Source organism: Leptolyngbya sp. AS-A5 (genome assembly GCF_039962495.1).
Classification (GTDB): Bacteria; Cyanobacteriota; Cyanobacteriia; order Leptolyngbyales; family Leptolyngbyaceae; genus Leptolyngbya.
In genome coordinates this window covers 1-25,583 of sequence record NZ_JAMPLL010000044.1, presented here as the reverse complement: position 1 = coordinate 25,583, position 25,583 = coordinate 1, and the positions used below count along the sequence as shown (strand labels likewise).

Annotated in this window: 29 protein-coding genes and 3 pseudogenes; 15 read left to right on the top strand and 17 right to left on the bottom strand. The window is 48.8% G+C overall.

The window, feature by feature from the left end:
• Positions 1-114 precede the first annotated feature (114 nt).
• A pseudogene (locus NC980_RS24080) lies at positions 115-522 on the top strand (DUF29 domain-containing protein).
• Here NC980_RS24080 and xseB read toward each other — a convergent pair.
• Together xseB and xseA are read right to left on the bottom strand one after the other, a co-directional pair.
• Positions 519-770, bottom strand: coding sequence for an exodeoxyribonuclease VII small subunit (xseB, locus tag NC980_RS24075; RefSeq protein ID WP_190375728.1), 252 nt, complete (start codon positions 768-770; stop codon positions 519-521). The pseudogene NC980_RS24080 and the gene xseB sit on opposite strands and share 4 nt — an antisense overlap.
• A 26-nt stretch (positions 771-796) precedes the next feature.
• The gene (gene xseA / locus NC980_RS24070) at positions 797-2,038 is read right to left on the bottom strand and encodes an exodeoxyribonuclease VII large subunit (protein WP_190375727.1); all 1,242 of its coding nucleotides are present in this window, start codon (positions 2,036-2,038) and stop codon (positions 797-799) included.
• Between the two features lie 162 nt (positions 2,039-2,200).
• Between xseA and recA the strand changes: the two genes are divergently transcribed.
• The 3 genes from recA to NC980_RS24055 all read left to right on the top strand — a co-directional run bounded on the left by recA (position 2,201) and on the right by NC980_RS24055 (position 4,294).
• Positions 2,201-3,277 carry a recombinase RecA gene (gene recA / locus NC980_RS24065; protein WP_190375726.1) on the top strand — a complete coding sequence of 359 codons (1,077 nt, stop codon included), beginning with the start codon at positions 2,201-2,203 and terminating at the stop codon, positions 3,275-3,277.
• A gap of 145 nt (positions 3,278-3,422) precedes the next feature.
• Positions 3,423-3,665, top strand: coding sequence for a winged helix-turn-helix domain-containing protein (locus NC980_RS24060; RefSeq protein WP_199298416.1), 243 nt, complete (start codon positions 3,423-3,425; stop codon positions 3,663-3,665).
• Between the two features lie 50 nt (positions 3,666-3,715).
• Positions 3,716-4,294 carry a restriction endonuclease gene (locus NC980_RS24055; RefSeq protein WP_199298415.1) on the top strand — a complete coding sequence of 193 codons (579 nt, stop codon included), beginning with the start codon at positions 3,716-3,718 and terminating at the stop codon, positions 4,292-4,294.
• 611 nt (positions 4,295-4,905) lie between these two features.
• On the opposite strand, the gene dnaK is transcribed toward NC980_RS24055, so the two are convergent.
• The 4 genes from dnaK to NC980_RS24035 form a co-directional block, all read right to left on the bottom strand.
• Complete coding sequence (gene dnaK / locus NC980_RS24050) at positions 4,906-6,813, bottom strand: molecular chaperone DnaK (protein WP_190375725.1); 1,908 nt, start codon at positions 6,811-6,813, stop codon at positions 4,906-4,908.
• 267 nt (positions 6,814-7,080) lie between these two features.
• Positions 7,081-7,593, bottom strand: coding sequence for an Hsp20/alpha crystallin family protein (locus NC980_RS24045; protein ID WP_199298414.1), 513 nt, complete (start codon positions 7,591-7,593; stop codon positions 7,081-7,083).
• 60 nt (positions 7,594-7,653) lie between these two features.
• Positions 7,654-7,851 carry a hypothetical protein gene (locus tag NC980_RS24040; RefSeq protein ID WP_190375724.1) on the bottom strand — a complete coding sequence of 66 codons (198 nt, stop codon included), beginning with the start codon at positions 7,849-7,851 and terminating at the stop codon, positions 7,654-7,656.
• A 223-nt stretch (positions 7,852-8,074) separates the two neighbouring features.
• Positions 8,075-8,560: a Uma2 family endonuclease gene (locus NC980_RS24035; RefSeq protein ID WP_347272569.1), complete on the bottom strand. Its 486-nt coding sequence runs from the start codon at positions 8,558-8,560 to the stop codon at positions 8,075-8,077.
• Positions 8,561-8,661: 101 nt separating this feature from the next.
• On the opposite strand from NC980_RS24035, the gene trxB reads away from it, so the two are divergent.
• Both trxB and NC980_RS24025 read left to right on the top strand, forming a co-directional pair.
• Positions 8,662-10,029 carry a thioredoxin-disulfide reductase gene (trxB, locus tag NC980_RS24030; protein WP_190375723.1) on the top strand — a complete coding sequence of 456 codons (1,368 nt, stop codon included), beginning with the start codon at positions 8,662-8,664 and terminating at the stop codon, positions 10,027-10,029.
• A gap of 138 nt (positions 10,030-10,167) precedes the next feature.
• The gene (locus NC980_RS24025) at positions 10,168-10,587 is read left to right on the top strand and encodes a DUF2358 domain-containing protein (protein WP_190375722.1); all 420 of its coding nucleotides are present in this window, start codon (positions 10,168-10,170) and stop codon (positions 10,585-10,587) included.
• 4 nt (positions 10,588-10,591) lie between these two features.
• On the opposite strand, the gene NC980_RS24020 is transcribed toward NC980_RS24025, so the two are convergent.
• The gene (locus NC980_RS24020) at positions 10,592-11,044 is read right to left on the bottom strand and encodes a hypothetical protein (RefSeq protein ID WP_190375721.1); all 453 of its coding nucleotides are present in this window, start codon (positions 11,042-11,044) and stop codon (positions 10,592-10,594) included.
• Between the two features lie 104 nt (positions 11,045-11,148).
• Positions 11,149-11,748: a hypothetical protein gene (locus tag NC980_RS24015; RefSeq protein ID WP_190375720.1), complete on the bottom strand. Its 600-nt coding sequence runs from the start codon at positions 11,746-11,748 to the stop codon at positions 11,149-11,151.
• Between the two features lie 148 nt (positions 11,749-11,896).
• Here NC980_RS24015 and NC980_RS24010 point away from each other — a divergent pair, with 148 nt between their 5' ends.
• Positions 11,897-12,220 carry a DUF760 domain-containing protein gene (locus tag NC980_RS24010; RefSeq protein ID WP_190375719.1) on the top strand — a complete coding sequence of 108 codons (324 nt, stop codon included), beginning with the start codon at positions 11,897-11,899 and terminating at the stop codon, positions 12,218-12,220.
• A 44-nt stretch (positions 12,221-12,264) separates the two neighbouring features.
• Here NC980_RS24010 and NC980_RS24005 read toward each other — a convergent pair whose 3' ends face one another.
• Positions 12,265-13,446 carry an HhoA/HhoB/HtrA family serine endopeptidase gene (locus NC980_RS24005; RefSeq protein ID WP_190375718.1) on the bottom strand — a complete coding sequence of 394 codons (1,182 nt, stop codon included), beginning with the start codon at positions 13,444-13,446 and terminating at the stop codon, positions 12,265-12,267.
• A gap of 177 nt (positions 13,447-13,623) precedes the next feature.
• On the opposite strand from NC980_RS24005, the gene psbQ reads away from it, so the two are divergent.
• Together psbQ and NC980_RS23995 are read left to right on the top strand one after the other, a co-directional pair.
• Positions 13,624-14,067, top strand: coding sequence for a photosystem II protein PsbQ (psbQ, locus tag NC980_RS24000; protein ID WP_190375717.1), 444 nt, complete (start codon positions 13,624-13,626; stop codon positions 14,065-14,067).
• Between the two features lie 52 nt (positions 14,068-14,119).
• The gene (locus NC980_RS23995; RefSeq protein ID WP_190375716.1) at positions 14,120-15,199 is read left to right on the top strand and encodes an FAD-dependent oxidoreductase; all 1,080 of its coding nucleotides are present in this window, start codon (positions 14,120-14,122) and stop codon (positions 15,197-15,199) included.
• On the opposite strand, the gene NC980_RS23990 is transcribed toward NC980_RS23995, so the two are convergent.
• Both NC980_RS23990 and NC980_RS23985 read right to left on the bottom strand, forming a co-directional pair.
• The gene (locus tag NC980_RS23990) at positions 15,188-15,622 is read right to left on the bottom strand and encodes a hypothetical protein (RefSeq protein WP_190375715.1); all 435 of its coding nucleotides are present in this window, start codon (positions 15,620-15,622) and stop codon (positions 15,188-15,190) included. The two genes, NC980_RS23995 and NC980_RS23990, sit on opposite strands and share 12 nt — an antisense overlap.
• A 9-nt stretch (positions 15,623-15,631) precedes the next feature.
• Positions 15,632-15,850 carry a hypothetical protein gene (locus NC980_RS23985; protein ID WP_206753809.1) on the bottom strand — a complete coding sequence of 73 codons (219 nt, stop codon included), beginning with the start codon at positions 15,848-15,850 and terminating at the stop codon, positions 15,632-15,634.
• 302 nt (positions 15,851-16,152) lie between these two features.
• Here NC980_RS23985 and hemC point away from each other — a divergent pair, with 302 nt between their 5' ends.
• Positions 16,153-17,121: a hydroxymethylbilane synthase gene (hemC, locus tag NC980_RS23980; RefSeq protein WP_190375713.1), complete on the top strand. Its 969-nt coding sequence runs from the start codon at positions 16,153-16,155 to the stop codon at positions 17,119-17,121.
• 67 nt (positions 17,122-17,188) lie between these two features.
• Positions 17,189-17,935, top strand: coding sequence for a phosphoadenylyl-sulfate reductase (locus tag NC980_RS23975; RefSeq protein ID WP_190375712.1), 747 nt, complete (start codon positions 17,189-17,191; stop codon positions 17,933-17,935).
• Here NC980_RS23975 and NC980_RS23970 read toward each other — a convergent pair.
• Positions 17,927-18,588: pseudogene (locus NC980_RS23970) on the bottom strand (Uma2 family endonuclease). The gene NC980_RS23975 and the pseudogene NC980_RS23970 overlap by 9 nt on opposite strands.
• Positions 18,589-18,685: 97 nt before the next feature.
• Between NC980_RS23970 and glgA the strand changes: the two are divergent.
• Positions 18,686-20,098, top strand: coding sequence for a glycogen synthase GlgA (gene glgA / locus NC980_RS23965; protein WP_190375711.1), 1,413 nt, complete (start codon positions 18,686-18,688; stop codon positions 20,096-20,098).
• A 97-nt stretch (positions 20,099-20,195) separates the two neighbouring features.
• On the top strand, positions 20,196-21,158 hold the full coding sequence (locus NC980_RS23960; RefSeq protein WP_190375710.1) for a 1-acyl-sn-glycerol-3-phosphate acyltransferase: 963 nt from the start codon (positions 20,196-20,198) through the stop codon (positions 21,156-21,158).
• On the opposite strand, the gene NC980_RS23955 is transcribed toward NC980_RS23960, so the two are convergent.
• Together NC980_RS23955 and NC980_RS23950 are read right to left on the bottom strand one after the other, a co-directional pair.
• Positions 21,144-21,587, bottom strand: coding sequence for a hypothetical protein (locus tag NC980_RS23955; RefSeq protein ID WP_190375709.1), 444 nt, complete (start codon positions 21,585-21,587; stop codon positions 21,144-21,146). The two genes, NC980_RS23960 and NC980_RS23955, sit on opposite strands and share 15 nt — an antisense overlap.
• Positions 21,588-21,628: 41 nt before the next feature.
• Positions 21,629-22,855, bottom strand: coding sequence for an aminoacetone oxidase family FAD-binding enzyme (locus NC980_RS23950; RefSeq protein ID WP_190375708.1), 1,227 nt, complete (start codon positions 22,853-22,855; stop codon positions 21,629-21,631).
• Positions 22,856-22,962: 107 nt separating this feature from the next.
• On the opposite strand from NC980_RS23950, the gene NC980_RS23945 reads away from it, so the two are divergent.
• The gene (locus NC980_RS23945; RefSeq protein WP_190375707.1) at positions 22,963-23,433 is read left to right on the top strand and encodes a DUF4112 domain-containing protein; all 471 of its coding nucleotides are present in this window, start codon (positions 22,963-22,965) and stop codon (positions 23,431-23,433) included.
• A 46-nt stretch (positions 23,434-23,479) separates the two neighbouring features.
• Positions 23,480-24,532 (top strand): hypothetical protein, encoded by a 1,053-nt coding sequence (locus NC980_RS23940; RefSeq protein ID WP_190375706.1) that lies wholly within the window; start codon positions 23,480-23,482, stop codon positions 24,530-24,532.
• Here the strand turns inward: NC980_RS23940 and NC980_RS23935 are convergent.
• From NC980_RS23935 to NC980_RS23925, 3 genes and pseudogenes are all read right to left on the bottom strand, one after another.
• On the bottom strand, positions 24,529-24,669 hold the full coding sequence (locus NC980_RS23935) for a hypothetical protein (RefSeq protein WP_190375705.1): 141 nt from the start codon (positions 24,667-24,669) through the stop codon (positions 24,529-24,531). The two genes, NC980_RS23940 and NC980_RS23935, sit on opposite strands and share 4 nt — an antisense overlap.
• Before the next feature lie 161 nt (positions 24,670-24,830).
• Positions 24,831-25,394, bottom strand: a complete 564-nt coding sequence (locus tag NC980_RS23930) for a Uma2 family endonuclease (protein ID WP_190375704.1) — start codon at positions 25,392-25,394, stop codon at positions 24,831-24,833.
• 93 nt (positions 25,395-25,487) lie between these two features.
• Positions 25,488-25,583: pseudogene (locus NC980_RS23925) on the bottom strand (IS5/IS1182 family transposase); the annotation flags it as partial.

The window sequence follows — 25,583 nt, the reverse complement described above, 5'->3', positions numbered from 1 at the left end:
TCTCGCAAATCTTGACTGTAAGCTTTCGGCATCGAAGGGACTGAGCAACTCAACTGTCTTAGAGTGCCCAGTTCCTCTCCATCGATACCGCAACACTAATGGCAATCGCTATATCTGTGGATTCAGGACACACTTAAAAAGTTAAAACATCAGAACTATAGCCAGGTTGATTGGAAGAATCTACTGGATGAGATCGAAGACATTGAAAAAAGCGAACGGAGAAGCCTATCGAGTAATTTAGTGATTGTTTTATTGCATTTACTGAAGTGGCAATATCAAATCGATCGCCGCTCATAAAGTTGGGAATTGAGTATTATGGAACATCGGATACGAATCGAGGAAGCGCTAGAAGATTCTCCAAGTCTTAAAAGCTATCTTACCGAAATTCTTGAGAAGCAGTATCGCAAAGCAACCCGACTTGCAAGCGCAGAAACTGGATTATCGATCGAATATTTTCCTGCTAAATGCCCTTACTCGATTGCTGAAGTTCTAGAGAGTAGTTTAGAGACTTTTGACTGCTAAAACTCAGCTTCATCGGTCAACGTTTCAATCAACAAATCCACCTGTTTCTGCCGCTCTGCTAAAAACGATTCACATTGTCTTAAGTATTCAACCGCAGCCGAAAACTCCTCAAACACATCGGCTAATTCCAATTCGCCTGATTCAATCCGCGTCAAAATTTCCTCGACTTTTGCCACCGTCGTTTCATAGTTCCAGGATTCAGAAGAACGATTCGATTTTTGAGCGTTTGCATTAGAAGAGGAATTCATCGGCAAAAGTTCGATCGCTATTTTACTTATACAGTTTTATCTGCCGATACGTTAGTTACAGTCACATCAATTTGCCCTTGTCCTAGCTGAATTTTTAAGGTTTCGCCAACCGTTACATCGTTCGTCGATCGCACAATTCCCGATTCTGCCCGAACTACTGCATATCCTCGCTGTAGAACCGATGCCGGATCAAGCGTAGTCAATTTTTCCTGAAGCATTTGACAGTGTTGCTCTGCAATTTGAAACCGTCTTTGCGTGGATTGAATCAATCGTTGACGCAGCCAGGAAATGACTTGTGCTTCTTGTTTCAAAGCACGATCGAGCTTCAATCGAGAGATACGATCGCGCAATCCAGCTAAACGATCGTGCTCCTCGCTCATGTATTGCAGCATCGCTAGATTGAGCGACTGAACTCGATTGTTGTGAAGCTCATACAAATCCGCCAAACAAGGAACCGCCTGTTCTGCCGCAGCCGTCGGAGTATGCGCCGCCAGATCTGCCGCCAAATCCGAAAGCGATTCATCGCGCTGATGTCCAATCCCCGCAATCACCGGAATTGGGCAATCCGCGATCGCTCTCACAACATTTTCATCATTAAAACAGACCATATCTTCGATCGCACCGCCGCCTCGTGATATAATTAGTACATCTGCTCTGTTATCTCGCTCAACCCGTTTGATGGCAGCTACGATCGACAAAGGTGCTTGATCGCCCTGTACCAATGCAGGTGAAAACAGCACCCGTAAACCCGGATATCGTCGCTTCAGCGTTCTTTGAATGTCTCCCCAAGCGGCGGCTTGCGGTGAAGTCACAACCGCTACGGTTTGCGGATGAGTCGGGATCGGGCGCTTGCGATCAGCATCAAACAGCCCCTCGGCTTCGAGACGGTCTTTGAGTTGACGCGATCGCAGAGCGCGTAAGCCTTCCCCCGCTGGAAGCGCTTGCCAGACGATTAACTGATAGCTGCCCCGGTGCGGCTGCACATGCACACGACCGAGCAAAATCAACTGTTCACCTGGAGCGGGTAACGTCGCCAACTTATGCAACTGACTATTCCAAACCACACATTGGATCGCAGCCTTCGCATCCGGATCTTGCAGCGTGAAAAACAACCCACTGTGATATCGCGTCGCACTCGACACTTCTCCGGTGAGCCAGACTTGGCGCAGTTGATCATCTTGCTCGATCAGCAACTGAATGTAAGCCGTAAGACCCGCCACCGTCAGGGCGGTATCCGGTACCAACAAGTTCGGCAGTTTCGAGGTCATTCTCGTTACCCTAGAAGAAGAAATACGAATTGTGCTGAGAGCGGCATCCTCTCTATGCTACAAAGTTTGGCAATTAGGTGATAGTTCGATCGCAATTCGGCTACAATTGCCCATCCCGTTCTGTCCCCACTCTCTTTTTTCACACCACTTTCTGAGGCGCTAATGGCAACTAAAACTACAGAAACGACCGATAAGCAAAAAGCCCTAAATCTCGTTCTTACCCAGATCGAGCGCAACTTCGGGAAAGGCAGCATCATGCGCCTAGGCGATGCCACCCGAATGAAAGTAGAAACGATTCCAACGGGAGCTTTGACGCTGGATTTGGCGCTGGGTGGTGGTTTACCCAAAGGTCGGGTGATCGAAATCTACGGGCCTGAAAGTTCAGGTAAAACGACGTTGGCGCTTCATGCGGTCGCAGAAGTGCAAAAGGCTGGCGGCATTGCGGCATACGTGGATGCTGAACACGCGCTTGATCCGAGCTACTCAGCGGCGTTGGGTGTAGACATTGCGAACCTGCTGATTTCTCAACCGGATACTGGAGAATCGGCGCTGGAAATTGTGGATCAGTTAGTGCGATCAACGGCGGTTGATGTGGTGGTCGTAGACTCTGTAGCCGCTCTGGTTCCCCGCGCTGAAATCGAAGGGGAAATGGGTGACTCTCATATGGGTCTGCAAGCGCGATTAATGAGCCAAGCGCTGCGGAAGATCACAGGCAACATTGGTAAATCGGGCTGTACGGTGATCTTCATCAACCAGTTGCGTCAGAAGATCGGGGTCACTTACGGTAGCCCGGAAACGACCACAGGCGGTCAAGCGCTGAAGTATTACGCTTCGGTGCGGCTCGATATTCGCCGGATTCAAACCTTGAAGAAGGGAACCGAAGAATTTGGAACTCGTGCAAAGGTGAAGGTGGCGAAGAACAAAGTTGCGCCTCCGTTTAGAATTGCAGAGTTTGACATCATCTTCGGTAAGGGAATCTCGACTTTGGGCTGTCTGGTTGATCTGGCTGAAGAAACGAGCGTGATTGTGCGCAAGGGTGCTTGGTACAGCTACAAGGGCGAGAATATCAGCCAAGGTCGCGATAATGCAATCAAGTACATGGAAGAGCGTCCAGAACTTGCGAAGGAGCTTGAGCTTCAGGTGCGCGAGAAGTTAGAAATGGGCGCACAGGTGTCTGCGAATTCGGTCGGTCAGGTCGATGAGCATGACAGCGAAGAGGAAATCTTGGACGAAGAATAGGAATGAGGGCGATCGTTCTTGGTGGAGCGATCGTCTAATTTCTTGAATCTATAGGCAGGCTCTACGCCTGCTTTTTTATTGTTTGGTTTTCAAAACTTCGATATAGCATAATTCAAGCGGATTTTGATACCAGTGAGCAGCAGCGATGAGTGGACCTAAATTTGTTCGATTCTTCTCACCAGTTCTGCAAGCCCTAAAAGAGCTAGGAGGATCAGGTCGTCCCTCAGAAGTCCGTGATTTTATTGCAAAACAACTTGATCTTTCTGAAGCGGAAAGAACCGAATTATTGGAAGGCGGCGCACCTAGATTTGATAATCAAGTCGCATGGGCGCGGTTTTATCTCGTGAAAGCTGGATTAGTTGATTCATCCGGGGCGTATGGAGCTTAAGCGATCAAGGACGAGAAATTGAATTCCTCACACCTGAGCAATCGCTACTTTTGTTCAAGCAAATTCATGCGGAATTTGAAAGCGATCGAGCTTCAACCGATATCACCGAAGAAAATGAGGCTGTAGAGGAAAGCATTGCTCCAAACGACACCAAAGCAAGGGATGATTCCTCATATCGTAAAAAGCTCCTAGAAATGATGTTGTCGCTTCCGTCCGCAGGACTCGAGCGATTGTGTCAGCGGTTACTAAGAGAGTCAGGATTTGAGCAGGTCACAGTTACAGGACGATCTGGAGATGGCGGAATTGATGGACACGAGATTTTACAGGTTAACTCGTTCGTTAGTTTCAAGGTTCTGTTTCAATGCAAGCGTTACTCTGGTTTAGTGTCTTCTTCGCAAGTTCGAGATTTTCGAGGGGCAATGATGGGTCGAGCAGACAAAGGAATCATTCTTACCACTGGAACGTTTACGCCTGATGCTCAGAAAGAAGCTGTGAGAGATGGTGTTCCACCGCTTGAGCTTGTTCACGGTGAAAAGCTTTTAGATATGTTTGAAAGCTTAGAGTTAGGCTTAATTCCTCGCAAAACATACGATGTTGATTTGCATTTCTTCAAAGAGTTTCAATCTTGATAAAAGTAAGCATGGCTCTGTCAACATCAGGGACTATGCGCGATTCGCTTTTGAGCTTTCGCATTCCAACACTATGACTACCTACGAAGAGCAAGTGCGAGGGCGACTTAGTATCGTCTCTAGAGCGAAAACGCCAGAGGAAAAGGCCTTAGCCTATCAAGGACTACAACAGGTAGCGATCGATTGATAGTCGATCGTGGTTCTGCCGTTTAGCCTCACCGCCGCTTTAGAACACCAACGTTTGCGAAAAGCCTACTCGCGTCTAGGAAACATGAATCTGGAAACTGCTGCAATTTGTCTCACTAGCAATGCAATTTTACTCGCTCGCAATCCTACGATTTGCCAAAATCGTAGGATTGCGAGCCGACGACTGGACAGCTTAAACCAGAGCCTTCCAGCGATCGCTTGATGCAAGCAAAGCTTCAAAATCAACTTGCCTCTGCTGATATCGTCATTTTGGAGCGGGCGTGAACGCATTCGCGCTGCGATCGTTGTTTGTGTTGCTGAAGCTGAATATCTAATTCACCCACCTCGGTTGCAGGGTTTTAAACAAAAAAGCTGGTAGCTCCAGCAAAGGAAACTACCAGCCTCAATCACAATCAAACTAGAGTTTACTTCGACTCGGTGAAGTCAGCATCAATCACATCATCACCACCCGTCGAACCCGTCGAACCGCCTGCACTTGCACCCGGATCAACGTCTGGAGCAGCACCGCCACCCGCTTGCTGATAGAGGTTTTGGCTAATGCCGTACAGCGCCTGTTGCAGATCAGTGGTCAGCGTCTTGATCCGATCGAAGTTCTCTTGGGCGATCGCCTCTCTGAGATCCTTAACCAGGCCTTCAACCTTGGTCTTGTCATCGGCAGGAACCTTATCACCAAGTTCACTGATCTGCTTCTCAGCCTGGTACGCCAGCGAATCCGCTTGGTTCTTCATATCAATGCGCTCACGCCGTTCTTTGTCTGCTGAAGCATTGACTTCAGCATCGCGAACCATGCGTTCAACATCATCCTTCGGCAAGGTCGATGCACCCGTGATGCTGATCGATTGTTCCTTACCCGTGCCCTTATCTTTCGCAGAAACAGTCAAGATACCATTGGCGTCGATGTCGAAAGTGACTTCGATTTGAGGAACACCACGCGGAGCCGGGGGAATTCCATCGAGACGGAAGGTTCCGAGGCTCTTGTTGTCGTTCGACATTTCGCGCTCACCCTGCAGCACATGGATTTCTACATTGCTTTGTCCATCAACTGCCGTCGAGAACACTTCCGATTTCTTGGTCGGAACTGTGGTGTTACGAGGAATAATCTTAGTCATCACACCGCCCAAGGTTTCGACACCGAGAGACAGCGGAGTCACGTCGAGCAGGAGAATATCTTTCACTTCACCTGCCAACACCCCTGCTTGAATTGCAGCACCCATTGCCACAACTTCATCGGGGTTAACGGTTTGATTCGGATCTTTGCCCAGAACGCGCTTCACGACTTCTTGAACTGCAGGAATCCGGGTCGAACCCCCGACTAACACAACTTCGTCGATCTTGCTCTTGTCGAGTTTCGAGTCACGCAATGCCGCTTCAACTGGAATGCGACACCGATCGATTAAATCTGCACACAATTCCTCGAACTTCTGACGAGTCAGCATATTCTCAAGGTGCTTCGGCCCATCTTGAGTTGCGGTGATAAACGGCAGGTTAATGTCTACCTGAGTCACACTGGAAAGCTCGATCTTCGCTTTCTCAGCCGCTTCGGTTAAGCGTTGCAGAGCTTGCTTATCTTTACGAAGGTCAATTCCTTCTGCACGTGCGAAGGTGTCGGCGAGATAGTCCACAATCTTCTTATCGAAGTCGTCTCCTCCTAAATGGGTGTCGCCCGAAGTTGCTAGCACTTCAAACACACCGTCGCCCACTTCCAAAATCGAGACATCAAACGTACCACCACCCAAGTCAAACACAAGAATCGTTTCGTTGCTCTTCTTGTCCAGACCATAAGCCAGCGATGCCGCAGTCGGCTCGTTGATGATCCGCAGCACTTCTAGACCTGCAATCTTACCTGCGTCTTTGGTCGCTTGGCGCTGGGAATCGTTAAAGTAAGCGGGAACGGTGATCACCGCTTGGGTAACATCTTCGCCCAGATACTTACTGGCATCTTCTTTCAGCTTGCGAAGAACTTGAGCAGAGATTTCTTCCGGTGCAAACTGCTTACCTTGTGCGGGGCAGTCGAGTTTTACATTGCCACTGATATTCAGGACTTTGTAGGAAACTTCTGTGGTTTCGTGCGTCACTTCATCAACGCGACGACCGATGAACCGCTTCACTGAATAGAAGGTATTCTCTGGGTTCATCACGGCTTGACGCTTTGCGATTTGACCGACTAAGCGATCGCCATTTTTCGCAAATGCAACGACGGAAGGAGTTGTCCGACCGCCTTCTGCATTCGGAATCACAGTGGGCTTACCGCCTTCCATCACAGCGACACACGAGTTTGTCGTTCCTAAGTCAATTCCAACAACTTTTGCCATATTGGTGCTTCGGCTCCATCACTATCAAATGCTTTGTCAGGGTAGGGGACTGGCAATAGTGCCAGAATTAGTTCGGGGCGGCAGGACTCAAACGGGTTAATGCCACCAAAGCATCCTTCAATCCCCTACCTTATATACTGTTCGGCTAATGGCGTTCCATGAAGGGGTATTTACCGTACCTACCGAACCATATCGGGGGACGGTTGGGGATGGGAAGTAGGGAGAACAGAAATTAGTATTCCTGCTCCCTACTCCCCACGCTCATCTCTAGCTATTCCAAACGTCTGCGGTTTCCGCTTCAGCTTGAGGTGCCTCCGGTGCTGCTTCAGCTTGGGGTGCGATCGCAGCTTCGGTTGTACCAGTCAAGTTCAGCTTCACCACCGCAGGCTTCACCGCTTGGTAGCGTGGCAGCGTCAGCGTCAGAATACCGTCAACGAATTCAGCTTTGACTTGATCGTTCTGCACAGCAGCAGGTAGCGTGATCACGCGGTGGAACTTGCCGTAGCGGAACTCAGAGCGGAATCCTTTCGTGTCGGTTTGCTCAAACTTGCGCTCACCGGAAATCGCGATCGCATCGCGTCCGACTTGCACTTCAACATCTTCTGCCTTGATGCCAGGGAGTTGAACGCGAACGGTGAAGGCATCATCGCTGCTATTGAACTCGATCGCAGGTGTCCAGGTTGCTTCGCGAGTTGGCATCAATTCGTTGAAGAGTTGATTGAATTGACGACGAGCTAGTTCCATTTCTTGCCAAGGTTGCAAACGAGTAGAAGTCATCATGGTCATTGTTTAAGAGAGAGGAGTTAAGTCTTGGGCTTTGTTCGTCCGCCCTTGATGTTTCTACTGTAAGAAGAATGGAGTGCGATCGCACTGAGGCAAACCGTAATCGTGCGGGTGTAGTTGCCGATGGGTGAAATGCGCTCTGTTCGGTATGCCGATGACTCGATCGAGTTTGCCGAAATTTAGCCTTATGTCCCTCTGCACTAAGCGATAAATCCCTTCTTCCTCGTAACCTAGCCAAAATTGCTGAAGCTCCATGAGGAATAAGCAGCCTAAACAAACACAACTAAGCAAAGTTGATAAATTCAGCAAATGAACAATCTTCGACCCACTAAGTCAACCATTGATTGAAGCGATCGAACAATTTATTCTCCCGCTTGCATCACTTGATTCACAGTTAATTGCAATTCAGGAAGCTGAGCGGATTGAATTCGATCGTCGCCTCGCAGTACCGCCGCTTCATAAAATCCATCTACCAAAGTCAGTAAAGTAATTTGCGCTTCATCTGGAGAATAATCCAGTATTCTGCAATGCCTCGCGCTGCATATTCCGCGCTGCTTCGCAGATACCGCAAGGGTCGCTTATATCGATAGTCACGATCGCGATTGGTTTTGCCCGGAGACACAATCTCGATCGCGATCGCAGGCGGCGGCATCTTCAGTAGAATTGTGCCTCGCGTAGCACCACTCAAAGCTTCAACTAATTCCTCTGTAAATACCATCAAATCTGGAAAGCGAACTCTTGCCCGTGCGCCGCTGACGACCAGTTCGTAATCTTTGTGGTTATTTTTCTGAAACGACAGCAGCTTGAGAAACTCTGACAGCAAAAACAGCGCAATTCGGCTATTCCGAGTGCTTTCCGGTGGCATCTCAACCAAGACTCCATCCACTAACTCATAGCGCTGCTCTGTCCCGGCATCATACGCTAAATATTCGGCAAGTGTCATCTGCTTTGAAGCGAGAGTCATAGAATCGATCGCATACCTACGATCCGTATTTTACCTGGTTCATTTTCTTTCAGATCTGCGCTATACTACTCATAGTCGTTATGAGTTTGTAATAGAATTTTATGGCAAACCCAACTGTCGAAAATTTAGTGATCATTGGGTCGGGTCCCGCTGGCTATACGGCAGCAATCTATGCAGGACGCGCCAACCTCAAGCCGCTCGTATTTGAAGGATTTCAGGCAGGAGGAATTCCCGGCGGACAACTCATGACCACGACCGAAGTTGAAAATTTTCCTGGTTTTCCGCAAGGCATCACTGGGCCTCAGTTAATGATGCAGATGAAAGCGCAAGCTGAGCGTTGGGGTGCAGAGCTGGTGACAGAAGATGTGCTGTCGGTTGATTTTTCGCAGCGTCCATTTACGATTCGCTCTGAAACTCAAGAAGTTAAAGCACATAGCGTTGTCATTGCGACCGGAGCGACAGCAAAACGGTTGGGTTTACCGAATGAGCATGAATTCTGGAGCCGTGGCATTTCCGCCTGTGCGATTTGCGATGGTGCAACTCCGATTTTCCGGGGTGTGCCGCTGGTTGTAATTGGCGGTGGAGATACAGCCGCCGAAGAAGCAATCTATCTCACCAAGTACGGCGATCATGTGCATCTGCTGGTGCGGGGCGAAGCGATGAGAGCCTCGAAAGCGATGCAAGACCGCGTTTTGAGCAATCCTCGTATCACCGTTCACTGGAATTCTGAAGCGATCGATGTCGTCGGTGATGTCAAACATATGACCGGGGTGAGAATCCGCAACCGCAAGACCAACGAAGAAAGCACGATCGACGCGAAAGGTTTGTTTTATGCGATCGGGCACACCCCAAACACTGCTCTATTCAAAGGTCAACTCGAACTGGATGAAATTGGTTACATCAAGACCCAGCATGGCGGCGTTGAAACCAGCTTAGAAGGTGTGTTTGCCGCAGGTGATGTGCAAGACCACGAATTTCGTCAGGCGATTACCGCAGCCGGAACCGGATGTATGGCGGCAATGCTGGCGGAACGTTGGCTCTCGGTGAATGGATTGGTGCAAGAGTTCCCTCGGATTCAAGCAGACGTGCCGAACGAAGAGAATACCGCTCACGCTCCCATAGAAACCGAAGTTATTGAGTTTAGCCTAGAATCGACGCGGCATCGGGGCGGTTTGGCGTTGCGGAAGCTGTATCACGAGAGCGATCGTCCAATTTTGGTCAAATATGTCTCTCCGACTTGCGGGCCTTGCCATACTCTGAAGCCAATTCTCAACAAAGTTGTGGATGAGTTCGACGGTAAGATCCACTTCGTTGAAATTAACATTGAAGAAGATCAAGACATTGCCGAGGCAGCAGGGGTCATTGGAACGCCGACCGTTCATATCTTCAAGAACAAAGATAAGATTGCAGAACTCAAAGGCGTGAAGCAAAAGAGCCAGTATCGAGAAGTGCTCTCGGCTCATCTCTAAGCGATTTAGGTTTCGCTCTGTTCTGACCACAGCGGATGAGGAGAACTTGTCCGCTGTTTTTTATTGTCATACGTTTTTTATTGTCATACGATCGTCTGTCAATGCCACAATGTCTAGACTCGATCGAGGTGAAATCCGATGATTGCTCAAAACCGAGTTGACGAAATCATTCACACGCTCAAGCAAGATCTACCGACTTTGTTTGAGAAGGATATTACCTACGACATCTATAGTTCAGATATCTTCTTCAAAGATCCGGTCAATACCTTTAAGTGGAAGTTTAACTATCGCATTATCTTTTGGACATTGCGCTTTCACGGCAAACTGTTTTTCACTGAGCTATTTTTCGATCTGCATCAGGTCTACCCCAAAGATGAATCGACTATCTTGGCGGATTGGACAGTTCGCGGAACGCTGAGAGTCCCTTGGAAGGCGCGACTTTTGTTTAACGGCACTTCCACTTACAGTCTTAACGCAGATGGACTGATTTATAGGCATATCGACACTTGGGATCGACCTCCCAATGAAATTCTGAAACAGTTCTTTCAGAAGGGATAAGCGCTTACTCACCTCGACGACTCCTAGAGCGAACATAACGGAGTTTCGCTCTAGTTCCTTTAATCACAATGAATAGAATCACCCCTGGAACCATGAGATGCAGCGCTAAAACTAGAATCGTTGAAAAGAGAGTCTGGAAACTCAGCGGTGTAGTTCCAGTCAAGAGTGGCTCAAGCGATGCGTAGATGATATACCCACAGAGACCTAAAATGGGTAGCCCGATCGCGACCCAACTGATCACAATGATGCCCCAGGGCATCCGTCCTTGGCTCAGACCCCGATACATCCGTCCCTCTACCGCCACTTCTCCCATCGGCGTAAATCCGGAGGGAATCTGCTCTACATCAAAGTATTGGTTTGGCGGCGGAACTGAAATATTGCGTTTATTGCTCAACTTTGGATCGGCATCAAATTTTGAAAAATCGAACTCTGAACCGGAATCAGTGTTCTTGCTCATTGCAACACCCTTATGAAGAGAATGAGTGAGGCTTCAACCAACTAGACGGCGCTTCCTGATCGAAGGTTTCGCTGTTTTAATCCGATCGTGCATCAATTGCGATTTTAATCTTTAACCCAGAGTGCAAGTCCGCCTCCCCGTCCACGGGCTGCAATGAAGCGATCGCGAATCAGGAAAAACGCAAAAAAGGGAAGTTTCCCAATAGAAGTTTCTGAAAATGCTTGTTCCTTTTCGGCTCCACCCCGCACCGCTTGAGTATAAATGGGCTGATCTCCTAAGCAAACCTGGATCTGTGTAAACTCAAACGCCAGCAAATGCTTCTTCGGTTGAAATCGCGCAGGGCCGGAAAACTTCAAGGACAGCAGCCCGATTCGCGCTTGATTGCCAATTCGCTCGGCTCCAGACTCATCGGTACTAAATGAGATTTGAGCTTTCGCAAGTTTAGGCACATAGTATCCTTTTTTCAGTTTGATTCCACCTTGGCGGATTTTGCGGGTTCCAGTGGCAAAACAAAGCCGCCACTGCCCCTGGAGTTGCGAAAACTGGTCATCGATTGATCGCTGCTTTGCCAATTTTTCAGCCTGCAAAAGCGCATCTACAACGCTCTCGGCTGCCGGACGGTTCGCTGTTGAGTTCTGGAATGCCAAAGCAGCCTGCTCGAAAACGGCAAGAAAATCGGGCGCGGTAGGGGTTGAGGAAGTCATGAGCGCTGAGCGAGACAATTAGAAGGATTATAGAAAATTTGACGATCGCACTGCTGGCAGATCCAAAGAAGCAATTTTTCCCACCGCTCAAAGTGGGCGAATTTGTAAAGAAATGCCAAAATAATTGGATAGGTTTTTGTGGAACCCAATGGCATTTAATCCTGACAGTGCTAATTTTCTTCATACCGATGCTGAGGCAAGCGACGCAAACGCGCTGCTGCGTTACCTTCAGCATCAACCACCCGAAGTCCTAGAACGGGTGGCACGATCGGCTAGTCCTCAAGTCAAGCAGATTGTCTCCCACAACGTGCAGGGATTGGTCGGTGTTCTCCCCGCAGACGGCTTCAATGTCAAAATTACCACTGATCGCGAAAATCTTGCAGGACTACTCGCTTCCGCAATGCTGACCGGCTATTTCCTGCGTCAGATGGAGCAGCGGATGGAACTCGAAAACAATATTGGGGATCTCTAAGGAGAACTCTAAGCGCACCGATTTCTAATCAATGCGCCTAGGATTTAGCTTTTTTTCGGAAACGCGCCCGGACGTACCTGAACGGTCTGTGTGCTGTTTCCTCGCTTCACCTCGACTTGAAGTGGCGCTCCAATTTGGCTTGCTTCGACCTGTCTCTGAACATCGGAAGTGGTCTGAACTGAAGTGCCGTTAATTTTTTGGATAATATCGCCGGGACGTAATCCCCCTTGAGCTGCCGGAGAATTCTCTGCAATCCGCGCAATAAATACGCCTTGATCTTCTGTGACTTGCGCTCGACCGCCCGATTCTTTGTTCAGTTCCTCACGAATCGCCGCCGTTAAATCAATCATCTGAATCCCCAAGTAAGGATGATCGACACTGCCCTTAGTGAAAAGCTGTTCGGCAACTCGCTGAGCAGTTTCGATCGGAATCGCAAATCCCAACCCCTGAGCATCTGCCCGAATTGCCGTATTAATGCCAATCACTTCACCGCGATCGTTGAGCAACGGCCCACCTGAATTACCGGGATTAATCGCGGCATCGGTTTGAATAAAGCTGACTCGTTTATCCGAAACGCCTACCTGACTGCTCGATCGACCCGTCGCGCTGATAATGCCAGCCGTGACTGTGTTATCGAGACCCAACGGATTTCCGATCGCGATCGCCCACTGCCCCGGAATCAAACTGGTCGATTTTCCGAGCGTTACGTTGGGTAGCCCTGCCGCATCGATTTTCACGGCTGCCACGTCGGTTACAGAATCCGTTCCAACGACCCGCCCCTCGAAAGTACGTCCATCTTTCAGCGTTACTTCTACGGTGTCAGTTCCTTCGACCACATGAGCATTCGTGAGCAACCGACCATCTGAAGTGAGCAGAAAGCCTGATCCAGTTCCGCGCTCGACTCGATCTTCAGGAGCTGGAAGCTGATCGCCAAAAAACCGCTTGAAGACAGGATTCCGAAACGCTTCAGGGACATTACTTGATACGCGCCGAGTCGCATTGATTCGCACTACTGCAGGGCCTGCTCGATCGACCGCCGTAGAAATAAAATTTTCATTTTTTGCGATATCTGGAGACACCAGAATCGTGCTGGGCGGAGCGGATTGCACCTGAAACGGCTGCCCTTGAAGCCGATTGCTCAAATAATGATTTGCCACCAAGCCCGCTCCACCACCAGCGGCTAACAGCGAAGCTCCGATCGCGACTTGTCTGAAGGAGAGAACCATATAACGTAACGCGAAAAACAGCGGTGTATTCAGTGTATCTTTGTCTTCTGAATCCGGTGGGTATTTCTGTGACCGATTCGGAGGGACTCGTTTTGGGATAGACTGCTTTTACACAGACTGCGCCTGATTTTCGGCAGTTTGAAGGCGTGGTATATCAGTGAGTTGAAACATAGGGTTATGGCAAAGTATCGTTCTATTCTGGCACTTGTTTTTTGCACGATCATGGCGATCGTCATGGTGGGCTGTAGCAGTCCGACAGCAGTTAAGCCAACTTACACTCCGGAGAAGATTGCAGAGATTCAGAGCTATGCAAAAGATTTGAGCGAGTTGAGCGATCGCTTACCTGAATTACAAAATCTGATTCAGCAAGAGGATTTCATCTTTGCGCGGAACTTTATTCATGGGCCCTTGGGTGAGATCCGCGTGATTATGAGCCGAGTTGCGGGCAGTTTGTTGCCGAATGAGCAGAAGCCAGCCCGCGATCTGGCAAAACAGATTGCAAACGATTTGGTGGAGATCGATCAAGCCTCGGCATCGAATAACTATAAGGAAGCGATTCGCTACTATGGGGAAACGGTGAAGGATTTAGAAGCGCTCACCAAGTTGATTCCACAAGGTTAAGCGAAAGGGGGCGAAGGATGAATTCTCAAGTTGTTTATGCTTCGCCCTGCATATGAAGATTACGATCGCAGGCTGTGGCGTGGTGGGCGCGACGATCGCTTACGAACTCAGCAAGATTTCAGGTTTAGAGATTAGAGTGATTGATGCTCAACCGACTCCGGTTCAAGCCGATTTAACTCAATGCCCAACCTCTACAGGGGCAGCACTCGGCGTATTAATGGGTGCAATCAGCAAAAAGGAAAAAGGTCGCAATTTGAGAATGCGACTGCATGGAATCCAGTATTACAACGAAACCATTCCAGAGTTAGAAGCGCTGACCGGACGATCGATTCCCTTCAATCGCCAAGGCATTTTGATGCTGCAATTTCCCGATGATGATTTATCGGTTTGGCATCGCTTGATCGAAGTGCGACAAAAACAGGATTTAACTTTAGAACTCTGGGATCAAGCGCGATTAAAATCAGAGCTTCCGTTTCTCTATCGTGCTTCTGCTGCCGTGTATTCACCAAGCGATCGACAAGTCAATCCCGTCGCACTCACTCAAGCGCTAATTGAAGCGGCAAAATTGCGAGGTGTTCGTTTTGAGTTTGGAACCAAAGTGATCGGAATGCAGGATCATCAGGTTCAAACTTCTGGAGGTGCGATCGCCTCAGATTATCTCGTCATTTCTGCGGGAGTGGGAACAAGTGCGATTGAAAGCTCAGTTGACATTCGCCCTGTCTTAGGTCAAGCGATTCAGGTTCGATTGCCCAAGCCGTTGAGCGATTCAGATTTACCTGTGATTACCGGAAATGATGTGCATATTGTTGCGATCAGAGCATCGGAGTATTGGATTGGCGCGACGGTTGAGTTTCCGACTGAGGCGGGGGAAGTGTTGCCGCCCGATCGATCAATGTTTGATGACGTGATGCGACAAGCGATCGAGTTTTGTCCGGCTCTCAAAGATGCAGAACCGATTCGGACTTGGTTTGGCTTGCGTCCGCGTCCACAGGGTCGTCCCGCTCCAGTGATTGAAGAACTTAAGCCGAATGTTTTACTTGCAACTGGACATTATCGAAACGGTGTTTTGTTAGCACCAGCGACCGCAGCAGAAGTGAGAGCAAAAATTCTAGACAGAAGACTAAGCTGCTGATTGCAATAGGGGTTTGACAAAGGCATCTAATGTATCTTCCCGCCTAGCGAAAATCCTCCAAACCGTACTATCGACTAGCTCAAAGGCTAATTCACAAGCTGAATTGGTCATATCAAAGTCAACGGCGGGAATATCAGCAGCATTCAAGCAGGCGACGAGAGTAAGATTAATAACCTGATCGAATAAATTTGCAAGTTTCACAAGGTCTTGCCAGTTGAGAATGATTGGAGAGCTAGAGATTTGAGTTTCTAAATCTACGATTCCTGCTTCCCAAACCTCACTGATATCGCCGATCGCTTCTAGATCCAAAATCGCCCAGACGAGCTTGTGATGCGCTTCTGGAACAACCTGCAACAAATCGATTAAATCGATCGCCAACACCCCAGCACTATTCGTTTGCGATAGTTCGATTACGGCTGACATAAAAACCTCTTAGAGCGATACTGGTTCAGCAATCATCCGCTTCCCTGTAACTGGATCATACCGATGTTGATGCGGATTGGTGTGATCAGTTCGATTGTGATCGGTGAAATCAATATCTCGAATCAGCCTGCCGTTTTCGCCAAATTCGCGAACTTGAGTATAGGTTTGATTTCTTCTACGACTTGTTTTTTCGCCCAATTGAGTATGTGGGTACGGAGAATCAGGCAAAGCACGCCCTGTTTTTGGATCTCTGGGTAGGGGACGGTGAAATGTATAGATTGAAATCATCGCATAGGCAATAAAGGCTGACTGTATGAAAGCTGATTCTGGTGTGTGGTAAGTATGCAACTTCTGGAGTTTGTGCAAAATTAGCAAAGAAGTTACAAATCCAATAAGAATTTATCGCTTCAGACCTTGCATCGCTTAATCATCTGTAACGATTTCGAGCCGATCTCACCACAAATCGGGCATCACACTACGGTAAGGTGAAGAAAGTCACTTAATAAGCACGTATCAACTACCCGCTAATTATGTCCTCAACTGTCTCTAGCCCAACCCGTACCATCAAGATTGCTTCCCGCAAGAGCCAACTCGCATTAGTGCAGACTTATTGGGTGCAGGAGCAGTTACAAAAAGCTTTTCCCGATCGCACCTTTGAAGTCCATACAATGGAGACTCAAGGCGATAAAGTCCTGAACGTCGCATTGGCAAAAATCGGGGACAAAGGCTTATTTACTAAAGAACTTGAAGACGGAATGCTTAATCGCACGACAGATTTTGCGGTGCATTCGCTGAAAGATTTGCCGACGCGCTTGCCAGAAGGCTTGATGCTGGGTTGTGTCACCGAGCGCGAAGATCCCGCCGATGCCTTGGTCGTGCATGAAAAACACAAAGATAAAGAGCTTGCGACCTTGCCCGAAGGCGCTGTGATTGGAACCTCCTCGCTGCGGCGCTTGGCTCAGCTGCGTCATCACTATCCGCACCTCAGCTTCAAAGATGTGCGCGGTAATGTGAACACTCGCTTGGCAAAATTAGATTCGGGTGAATACGATGCCATCATCCTAGCGGCAGCAGGATTGAATCGATTGAACTTTAGCGATCGCATTCATCAACTCATTCCGTCTGACATTTCCCTTCATGCCGTCGGTCAAGGTGCGCTGGGAATCGAATGTCGCGAAGGTGATACCGAAATTCTCGAAATCCTGAAAGTTCTGGAACATCAGCCGACTGCTTATCGCTGTTATGCAGAGCGGGCATTTTTGCGTGAATTAGAAGGCGGTTGCCAAGTGCCGATCGGAGTTAACACCCAAATCGAAGGCGATACCCTGACTCTAACCGGAATTGTGGCAAGCTTAGACGGTCAGAAACTCGTCAAAGATAGCATCTCCGGACTCGCAATCGATGCGGAGATGCTCGGAACTGAACTCGCGCACCGTGCCAGAGAACAAGGAGCGCAGGAAATCTTAGACGAAATTCTCGCCACCTTAAACCGCAGCTAAACGCAATGCGCTCATAACGTTCGATAATAGAAAACGCAATATAGGGAACGCTGCCGGAGAACACACTATGGCGCAAACGATCGCGCAATCCGCGTTGGACATTCCAAGTTTAGACGCGGAACTTTCAACCCAAAGTCCTCAGAGAATTCTGGAACGGGCGCTAGATCAATTTGACAACATCGCGATTTCGTTTAGCGGTGCGGAAGATGTCGTGCTGATCGACATGGCGCATCGTCTCAATAAAAAAGTGCAGGTGTTTAGCCTTGATACTGGACGGCTTCATGCGGAGACTTACCAGTTTATCGAGCAAGTGAGAAAGTACTACGGCTGCACGATCGATATCCTCTTCCCGGACACCGAGAGGGTTCAAAGACTCGTCACCGAAAAGGGATTATTCAGCTTCTACGAAGACGGACACAATGAATGCTGTGGAATTCGGAAAGTGGAACCGCTTCGTCGCAAGCTCGGAACCTTAGATGCCTGGATCACGGGACAACGCAAGGATCAAAATCCGTCCACTCGCGCAACGGTTCCGGTCGTTCAAGTCGATACTGCGTTTTCGTCGGACGATCGACAACTGATCAAGTTCAATCCTCTAGCGAACTGGTCTTCTGCCGATGTATGGCTGTACATTCGCGGGTTTGAAGTGCCTTACAATTCGCTGCACGAAAAAGGATTCGTTAGCATCGGTTGTGAGCCTTGCACCAGAGCCGTTCTACCAAACCAGCATGAGCGGGAAGGACGCTGGTGGTGGGAAGATGCAACGAAAAAAGAGTGTGGCTTACACGCGATCAATCCCACGAAATCAGCTTAAGCGGTCTTTGAATTCCTGATGTTCCAGGCTGCTTAATCCGGTTTGCAGATTTGATAGAACCATTGCAATGTCGCCTTGCTGAAGTGAGGCGACATTGAGCCATAAACCCGGAAAAACACAGCTTTTGATCAGGCCTGCTTCGGGTTCTAACAAAACATATTCGCTATCTTGCAACCGAAACCAGCGAATCTGATTTTCGTAAATTTGCCAAACTAAATACTCTTTCACGCCATTTCGGCGATAAGCGTTTAACTTGGCATTGAGATCGACCGATGCGCTACTCGCTGCAATTTCCACGACCAGTTCTGGCGCACCTTCGATGTAATCATCTTCAGTAATTCGAGAGCCGCCCCCGCTTCGGGTTCGATTCGCAATAAAGCATCGGGTTGTGGCTCATTATCCAGATCGAGCCGAACGGTTGCATTGTCTTCGATATCAACCCCTGGAGTCGCAGCAACATAAGCTGTTAGCCATCCAATCACATAGGCGTGAGGCCTTCCATGTTGTTTTGCTCGGACGGGAGATGCCACGTATACGACTCCTTCGATTAATTCCGCCTTGAGATTAGGGTATGGAGCATAGCGCCGCTCGAACTCAGAGCGGGAAAGACGATCGCCGCTTTCAAGTGGTGGAGTCGAAACTTGGCTGACCATAGTACAAACCTCGGCATTTCTCTGATTTTGACACACACGCAAATCGCTATCCCAAAGTCGGTATGATGACAGTGCGAAAAGAGAGAGGGAAAGCCAGATGCGGATTTTGTTTGTGGCGGCGGAAGCAGCACCGATCGCGAAAGTTGGGGGCATGGGTGATGTCGTGGGGGCATTGCCGAAAGTGTTGAAAGCGATGGGGCATGATGTCCGAATTTTCCTGCCGTATTTTGGCTTTCTCAATGACAAGATTAAGATTCCAGCAGAACCGATCTGGAAAGGCTACGCAATGTTTAATGACTTTGCGGTGTATGAAACGGTTTTGCCAGGAACCGATGTGCCGCTGTATCTGTTTGGGCACCCTGCGTTTGACCCGCGCCGGATTTATGGCGGAGAGGATGAAGACTGGCGGTTTACGTTCTTTGCCAATGGTGCGGCTGAATTTGCCTGGAACTATTGGAAGCCACAGATTATTCACTGTCACGATTGGCATACCGGAATGATTCCGGTGTGGATGCACCAAGACCCGGACATTTCCACGATTTTTACGATTCACAATCTGGCGTATCAAGGCCCCTGGCGCTGGAAATTAGAGCAGATGACGTGGTGCCCCTGGTATATGCAGGGACATAACACAATGGCGGCAGCAGTTCAGTATGCGAATTGGGTGACAACGGTTTCGCCCACGTATGCAGAGCAAATCAAAACCCCTACGTATGGGGAAACGCTAGAGGGATTGCTATCGTTTATTAGCGGCAGAGTCTCTGGCATTGTGAATGGGATTGATACGGAGTCTTACAATCCAGAGGTCGATAAAGCGATCGCACAACCCTTTTCCACCGAAACGATCGACGATCGCATTGCCAACAAAATCGCCCTGCAAGAAGAAGTCGGATTGGAAGTCAATTCCAAAGCGTTCTTGATTGGCATGGTTTCGCGCTTGGTGGAGCAAAAAGGATTGGATCTTGTAATTCAGATTCTCGATCGCTATCTCGCGTACACCGATGCTCAATTTGTGCTGTTGGGAACAGGCGATCGGTACTACGAAACGCAGATGTGGCAAATGTCCTCGCGCTATGGAGGGCGGATGTCGGTGTATTTGCTCTATAACGATGCTCTCGCGCGTCGGATTTATGCGGGAACGGATGCGTTCTTGATGCCTTCACGATTCGAGCCTTGTGGCATTAGTCAAATGTTGGCAATGCGATATGGTTGTGTGCCGATCGTGCGGCGAACGGGTGGTTTAGTCGATACCGTGTCGCATCATGATCCCGAAAATCATGCGGGAACGGGGTATTGTTTCGATCGCTATGAGCCGTTGGATTTGTTTACTTCAATGGTGCGGGCGAATGAAGCTTACCGATTTAAAGGTTTGTGGAAAGAACTTCAGCAGCGCGGGATGGAGCAAAACTTTAGCTGGAAAAATTCGGCGGTGGAATACGATCGCCTGTATCATCGCGTTTTAGGAGTGCCAGAAGAGGAAACACTCGAAAAAGAATTAATTCAAGGATAAGAATTGCAGCTTACGGTTGGAATTTCTAGTCTGAGGGAAGATCTGTTCTGCCCCCAATTTGCGGTATTCCAATTGTAGTTTGGTCTACATTGCGCTTATGAGTTTCCGGTTTTCCTGGTTTGACTGGTTTTGCTTTTGGTATCCGCCCGGATGGCTGATTCTGTTTAATCGCCATTGGCAGCATTACCACGCTGATCCAGACGGCTGGAACTGGCTGGAGTATGCGCTATTTCTGATTCCGGGCGGATTCTACGTTGCCCTGTTAATTCGGTGGGTTCGCTTGGGATTTCGATCGCCCAAGTCCGATTTCACTGAACCCGATCCCCTTTATCAAAAAGCGTTTCGAGAAGAAATCTTGCTGCCGATCGTCACGCGATTTTTTCGGGCTGAGTTGCACCACTTGGAAAACTTGCCAGACCATCCCCCCGCGATCGTCACGCTGAATCATGCGGGAATGTGCTTCCCATGGGATTTTGTCTGTTTAGGCGTGTTGCTCAGCGAAAAAACCGGATGGTTTGTGCAACCTGTGGCGCATCCGATCTTTTTTGATCATCCCTGGTTGGTGTGGTGGCTGCCGCGTGGATGGGCACAGGTGCTGGGCGGAGTTCGGGCGGAGCGGGAAAGTTTCGAGGCGGCAATGGCACAAAAAACTGTGCTGCTGTATGCGCCTGAGAGTTGGCGCGGACTCGCTAAAGGATGGCGACGACGCTATCAGCTAGAGAAGTTTGATCCGAGTTTTTTGCAACTGAGTGCGAGATATGAAGTGCCGATCGTTCCCACGATTTGTATCGGGAATGAATTTCTGCATCCCTGGACAGTAAATTCTAAACGATTGGCACGATGGTTAAAAATGCCGTTGCTACCTATATCGCCGTTACTGTTGTTATTTGTGTTGTTTCCGTCGTTGGGCGTATGGGCGGTTAGAACGCGATTAAAGTATTATTTTCAGCCTACACAGTCCCCGCTAGACGAGAATTTGACGCGATCGCAGCTTTACGATCAAGCAAGAGACTTACGATCGCGCTTACAACAAGAACTCAATCATCTAACGGCACGCTAAACCTGTGTAGGGATTCACCGGGATCGGAGATGGGATCGGGCTTCCATAAATCGCGGTGCCGCAAGAGGGAAGTGTATAGTTGCCAAAACCAAAGCCTGGATTGACAATGACCCTTCGCGCTCTCGGTGCCACAATTACAGTCGAACCGGGAAATGCTGGTGGATAGAATCCAGGCGAGTAATAGCCGTTGTTGTAATAGCCATTGTTGTAATAGCCATTGCTTGGAGTACGAATAATAATCTGTCTGTTGTAGCCCGGAGAACCACGATAAAAAGTTCCACCAGAAAAGCCAGAGGGCACACCGAAGCTAGAAGGCGATCCGATCGTCACCCCAAAGCCAGAGGAGCGAGTGCGATAGCCCGCCTGAGCGGGTAATAGAGGTGCAAGCACGATCGCGCCTGCAACGATACAAGAAATGAGCTTAAACATAACATCCTCAAGATTGCAGCGAAGTTGAGTTGATGCACCGCCTAGACCTGCAATTTCGACGGCTTAGCGATCGCGTTTCCGGCAATCCAGCCTGTCGTCCAAGCACTTTGAAAGTTGAAACCACCTGTAATACCATCAATATCTAATATTTCACCCGCGAAATAAAGACCAGAACAACAACGGCTTTCCATTGTTTTGAAGTTAATTTCCTTCAAACTCACTCCGCCACAAGTCACAAATTCTTCTTTGAATGCGCCTTTACCAGAAATTTGATAGCTCCCTTGTGTGAGTTCCTGGATCAGTTGGTTCAGGGTTTTGTTAGATAGCTCTGCCCATCGACGATCGCGATCGATTCCGACTGCTTCCGTTAACCGTTCCCATAAGCGACGGGGTAACATGACTGGGCAATTGGCGGCGATCGTTTTTTGCGGAATTTGACCCCTCACGGCTGTTAATTCTTGCCGCAATTGTTCCGGGTTCTGTTTTGGCAACCAGTTAATTGTCAGTTTTGCTCGATAGTTGTAATCGTGAAGTTCCCTTGCTGCCCATGCAGAAAGCTTTAAGACCGCAGGCGCACTTAAGCCCCAATGGGTGATTAATAAAGCTCCAGTCTGTTCAAATTTGGATTCCCCGACTTGCAACTTCAGCCGAGCCGAATCAACGGAAACACCCGCGAGGTCAGTCAAGCGATCGTCGCGCACATTGAACGTAAACAGTGACGGAACCGGATTGATGATTGAATGCCCTAAAGCTCTGGCAAATTCATACCCGTGGGGATTGCTTCCGGTTGCAATCAGGACGCGATCGGCAGTCAGAACTTCACCAGAGCGGAGTTCGATCGCGAATTCATCGCCCAACTTTGTCACGGATTTTACCGGAGCTTGGGTGTAAATTTTCACGCCTAGATCGGCTGCTTGATTAAATAAGCAGTCTGCGATCGTTCTCGAATCATCAGTAATCGGAAAAATGCGTCCGTCGGCTTCCGTTTTGAGTTTGACATTGCGATCGGTAAACCATTCGATCGTATGTTTTGCTTGGAACTGTGAAAATGCGCCTCGAAGTGCTTTTCCGCCTCTTGGATAATGCTGCACTAATAAAGACGGCTCAAAGCACGCATGAGTCACATTACAGCGACCTCCGCCCGAAATCAGCACTTTCGATAAACATTGCCGCCCTGCTTCGAGCAACGTTACTTCTATACCGGATTGCGCGGCACAAATCGCCCCAAAAAATCCTGCTGCTCCACCGCCAATAACAACTAATTTCACCGCTCTATTTCTCCCAGTGCGATCTTGATCTTATGCGATTCGATCGCGCTTACAGACTCAGAATTACAACGCTGAGGTTAAGATTTGAGAAACCAGAATGAATCAATATGCAACCTCATCGGGATAAGACGATCGCACGATTACGATCGCTCACACATCTGCTTGATAATGCCTTTCCAATTCCAGGGACAAAATATCGCGTCGGAATTGATCCCATCATTGGGCTGTTGCCGGGGGGTGGGGATGTAGCGATGTCGTTTGTTTCGTCTTATATCCTGATTGAAGCTGCACGGTTGGGCTTGCCTCGCCCAACTTTGCTCCGAATGTTGTGGAATTTGATTCTTGATGCGTTGCTTGGAATTGTTCCAATGGCGGGCGACTTTGTTGATCTAGCTTGGAAGGCAAACAGTAAAAATCTGGCACTGATCGAGGCACATTTAGCGAAACCAGGACAACAAGCGAAAGCGGATTATTTGTTCGTGGCGTTGCTGATTGTGATCTTTCTTGCAGTCGTGATTGCGTTAGGAATGTTGACGGTGTTAGTTATTAGCACCATTTGGAATGCGATCGCGGCATAACGCAGCAAAGATGCAATAATGATGCGGCTGTTTTTTTCTTGTCGCAATGCCGCGCTCAACCACTCTCCTCACCCCCGAAGCCTTGGAGCCAACTGAATTCAAGTTTGATCTACCCGACCCGAACGACGATCGCATTGCAGAACTTGAATTTCAGCAGCAAATTGAGCAAGCATGGCAGGTGTGCGATCGATTTGATTTGCAGACGGATATTTGGCGGGGACGAATTCTTAGAGCAGTCCGAGAGCGCGAAAAGCGATCGGGAGAAGGTCGCGGGGCTGGATTTCTCAATTGGTTGAAAGACCGCGAAATTAGCAAAACCCAAGCTTATAAACTGATCGAACTTGCAAACAGCGCAGATATGCTTTTAGCAGGCGGACATATTGAGCCTGAAGATGTAAATCGATTTAGTAAGCAAGCCTTTGTCGAAACGGCTCAGTCGGAACCAGAAGTGCAGCAGCTTGTCGGCGATGCAGCGAAACGGGGCGATCGCATTACTCGTCGTGAAGTGCGCCAGTTATCCGACGATTGGACAGCGATGAGTTCAGACTTGTTGCCCGAAGAGATTCGCGAGAAAGTCGTTGATCAAACGATTCCAACCCGCTATGTTGCGCCTTTGGTCAAACATTTGCAAAAACTACCCGAATCGCATCAATCTTCAATTCGACAAGCGATCGCAGAGCAGCCTGATCTCGATACCTTGAAGCAGGCAACCGGAGAAGCTCGATCGCTCTCTCGCTATCTAGAAGCGGCTCCCCAAGTGCAAGCGTTGAATGACGAATCGATCGACATTCAGAACGCCTTGGATGAAGCGATGCGCTTAGGGTGTCTCAACTCTGCCGCAGAATTAGTGAATCAAGCCGCGCAGCTAGAGCAAGCGATCGCTAAACTCTACACGACTTGGAAACGAGTCAATACCTTATCTGATAGGCTCTACGAAGATACGGGCGCGAGTACCCCGAATCTACGGTCGATGTTGAAATCGCTGGAACGGCTGTCTAGTGATTCGATCGAATTCTACTTTGGCGATCCGAGAGGCGAGAACTTTTCGCACACGATTCGACTCAAACTAGAAGACGATCAAATTTCAGACGGGGACTAGCGATCGCTCGATCGTCTTAGATACACCCAGTGGCGGTAGTTCGGGTGAACATGACCTTCGGGTTCTCGGTGCAAGTTCGTTTCCGGTTCAACGGGCTTGCGGTCTTGTTCTAACTTCTTGCGATTAAAGAATTTCATGAGAGTCCTCCTCAATGAAGTGATTGCAGGAGGCACTTTCAAACCTGTCACCATACTTGGCTAAGGCAGCCGTATGTCCGAATCTTTTCTGTGCCTTATACTACTATTCTACAAGATTCTGCTAATGCCATATCACTAAAGAGCGATTTGTTTCTTTAGGTTTAGCGGAAGAACTCAGCAACCGCGCAATCAAATTCCGGAAGCAATGCAGAGGTTAATCTATCTTGCGAAAATAAAGTAGAAACGAGTTGAAGCAGAGCACCCTGACGGCGATACACTTCTAACTGTTGGATTCGCCAATCGAGAATCCAATACTCCTGAACTCCGCGTTCTGCATATAGTTTTAGCTTGGTTTCGCGGTCTCGTCGCTCATTCTGCGTTCCGGGAGACAATACCTCGACGATGAGTTCTGGGGCGATCGTAAAATGCCCTTCTTCATCGACTCCCACAGCTAACCGCTCATTGCTAATCCAAATGACATCTGGAATCACGTTATCTGCATCGTCAAAAATGACTCCCGGAGTCGGAACTGCTTGTCCCACTTGGGATATGCCTGACCAAACATTCAGCACTTGATAGGCTTGTCCAATCACTTTCTGATGCTTCCAGTGCGGGGCGCGGGTCATGAGCAGATGTCCATCAACAATTTCATAGCGATTACTGCTCTCAGGCAGAAGCTTGAGATCTTCAGTCGTCCAGTAGACTCGATTTGCAGCTTGAGACATAAGGACAGCAGCTTAGAGGATGTTGTTATTGTAGGCGAACACCCTTCGCGTGAGCCAAACGCAACACTAAAATCAATAGACTTCTTGCGCGAATCATGAAACCCTTGCAATCTCGATGTTGACGATTGCGGCAATCAAGTTGAAACGGAGGCCAAATCGCCGTCTGCGGTTGGGATATCGCTCAGCCAG

Bases quoted from the DNA above. Each gene is read 5' to 3' on its own strand.
- xseB (WP_190375728.1), bottom strand. From the start codon at position 770: ATGAATTCCTCTTCTAATGCAAACGCTCAAAAATCGAATCGTTCTTCT.
- xseA (WP_190375727.1), bottom strand. From the start codon at position 2,038: ATGACCTCGAAACTGCCGAACTTGTTGGTACCGGATACCGCCCTGACG.
- recA (WP_190375726.1), top strand. From the start codon at position 2,201: ATGGCAACTAAAACTACAGAAACGACCGATAAGCAAAAAGCCCTAAAT.
- NC980_RS24060 (WP_199298416.1), top strand. From the start codon at position 3,423: ATGAGTGGACCTAAATTTGTTCGATTCTTCTCACCAGTTCTGCAAGCC.
- dnaK (WP_190375725.1), bottom strand. From the start codon at position 6,813: ATGGCAAAAGTTGTTGGAATTGACTTAGGAACGACAAACTCGTGTGTC.
- NC980_RS24045 (WP_199298414.1), bottom strand. From the start codon at position 7,593: ATGATGACTTCTACTCGTTTGCAACCTTGGCAAGAAATGGAACTAGCT.
- NC980_RS24040 (WP_190375724.1), bottom strand. From the start codon at position 7,851: ATGGAGCTTCAGCAATTTTGGCTAGGTTACGAGGAAGAAGGGATTTAT.
- NC980_RS24035 (WP_347272569.1), bottom strand. From the start codon at position 8,560: ATGACTCTCGCTTCAAAGCAGATGACACTTGCCGAATATTTAGCGTAT.
- trxB (WP_190375723.1), top strand. From the start codon at position 8,662: ATGGCAAACCCAACTGTCGAAAATTTAGTGATCATTGGGTCGGGTCCC.
- NC980_RS24025 (WP_190375722.1), top strand. From the start codon at position 10,168: ATGATTGCTCAAAACCGAGTTGACGAAATCATTCACACGCTCAAGCAA.
- NC980_RS24020 (WP_190375721.1), bottom strand. From the start codon at position 11,044: ATGAGCAAGAACACTGATTCCGGTTCAGAGTTCGATTTTTCAAAATTT.
- NC980_RS24015 (WP_190375720.1), bottom strand. From the start codon at position 11,748: ATGACTTCCTCAACCCCTACCGCGCCCGATTTTCTTGCCGTTTTCGAG.
- NC980_RS24010 (WP_190375719.1), top strand. From the start codon at position 11,897: ATGGCATTTAATCCTGACAGTGCTAATTTTCTTCATACCGATGCTGAG.
- NC980_RS24005 (WP_190375718.1), bottom strand. From the start codon at position 13,446: ATGGTTCTCTCCTTCAGACAAGTCGCGATCGGAGCTTCGCTGTTAGCC.
- psbQ (WP_190375717.1), top strand. From the start codon at position 13,624: ATGGCAAAGTATCGTTCTATTCTGGCACTTGTTTTTTGCACGATCATG.
- NC980_RS23995 (WP_190375716.1), top strand. From the start codon at position 14,120: ATGAAGATTACGATCGCAGGCTGTGGCGTGGTGGGCGCGACGATCGCT.
- NC980_RS23990 (WP_190375715.1), bottom strand. From the start codon at position 15,622: ATGTCAGCCGTAATCGAACTATCGCAAACGAATAGTGCTGGGGTGTTG.
- hemC (WP_190375713.1), top strand. From the start codon at position 16,153: ATGTCCTCAACTGTCTCTAGCCCAACCCGTACCATCAAGATTGCTTCC.
- NC980_RS23975 (WP_190375712.1), top strand. From the start codon at position 17,189: ATGGCGCAAACGATCGCGCAATCCGCGTTGGACATTCCAAGTTTAGAC.
- glgA (WP_190375711.1), top strand. From the start codon at position 18,686: ATGCGGATTTTGTTTGTGGCGGCGGAAGCAGCACCGATCGCGAAAGTT.
- NC980_RS23960 (WP_190375710.1), top strand. From the start codon at position 20,196: ATGAGTTTCCGGTTTTCCTGGTTTGACTGGTTTTGCTTTTGGTATCCG.
- NC980_RS23955 (WP_190375709.1), bottom strand. From the start codon at position 21,587: ATGTTTAAGCTCATTTCTTGTATCGTTGCAGGCGCGATCGTGCTTGCA.
- NC980_RS23945 (WP_190375707.1), top strand. From the start codon at position 22,963: ATGCAACCTCATCGGGATAAGACGATCGCACGATTACGATCGCTCACA.
- NC980_RS23940 (WP_190375706.1), top strand. From the start codon at position 23,480: ATGCCGCGCTCAACCACTCTCCTCACCCCCGAAGCCTTGGAGCCAACT.
- NC980_RS23935 (WP_190375705.1), bottom strand. From the start codon at position 24,669: ATGAAATTCTTTAATCGCAAGAAGTTAGAACAAGACCGCAAGCCCGTT.
- NC980_RS23930 (WP_190375704.1), bottom strand. From the start codon at position 25,394: ATGTCTCAAGCTGCAAATCGAGTCTACTGGACGACTGAAGATCTCAAG.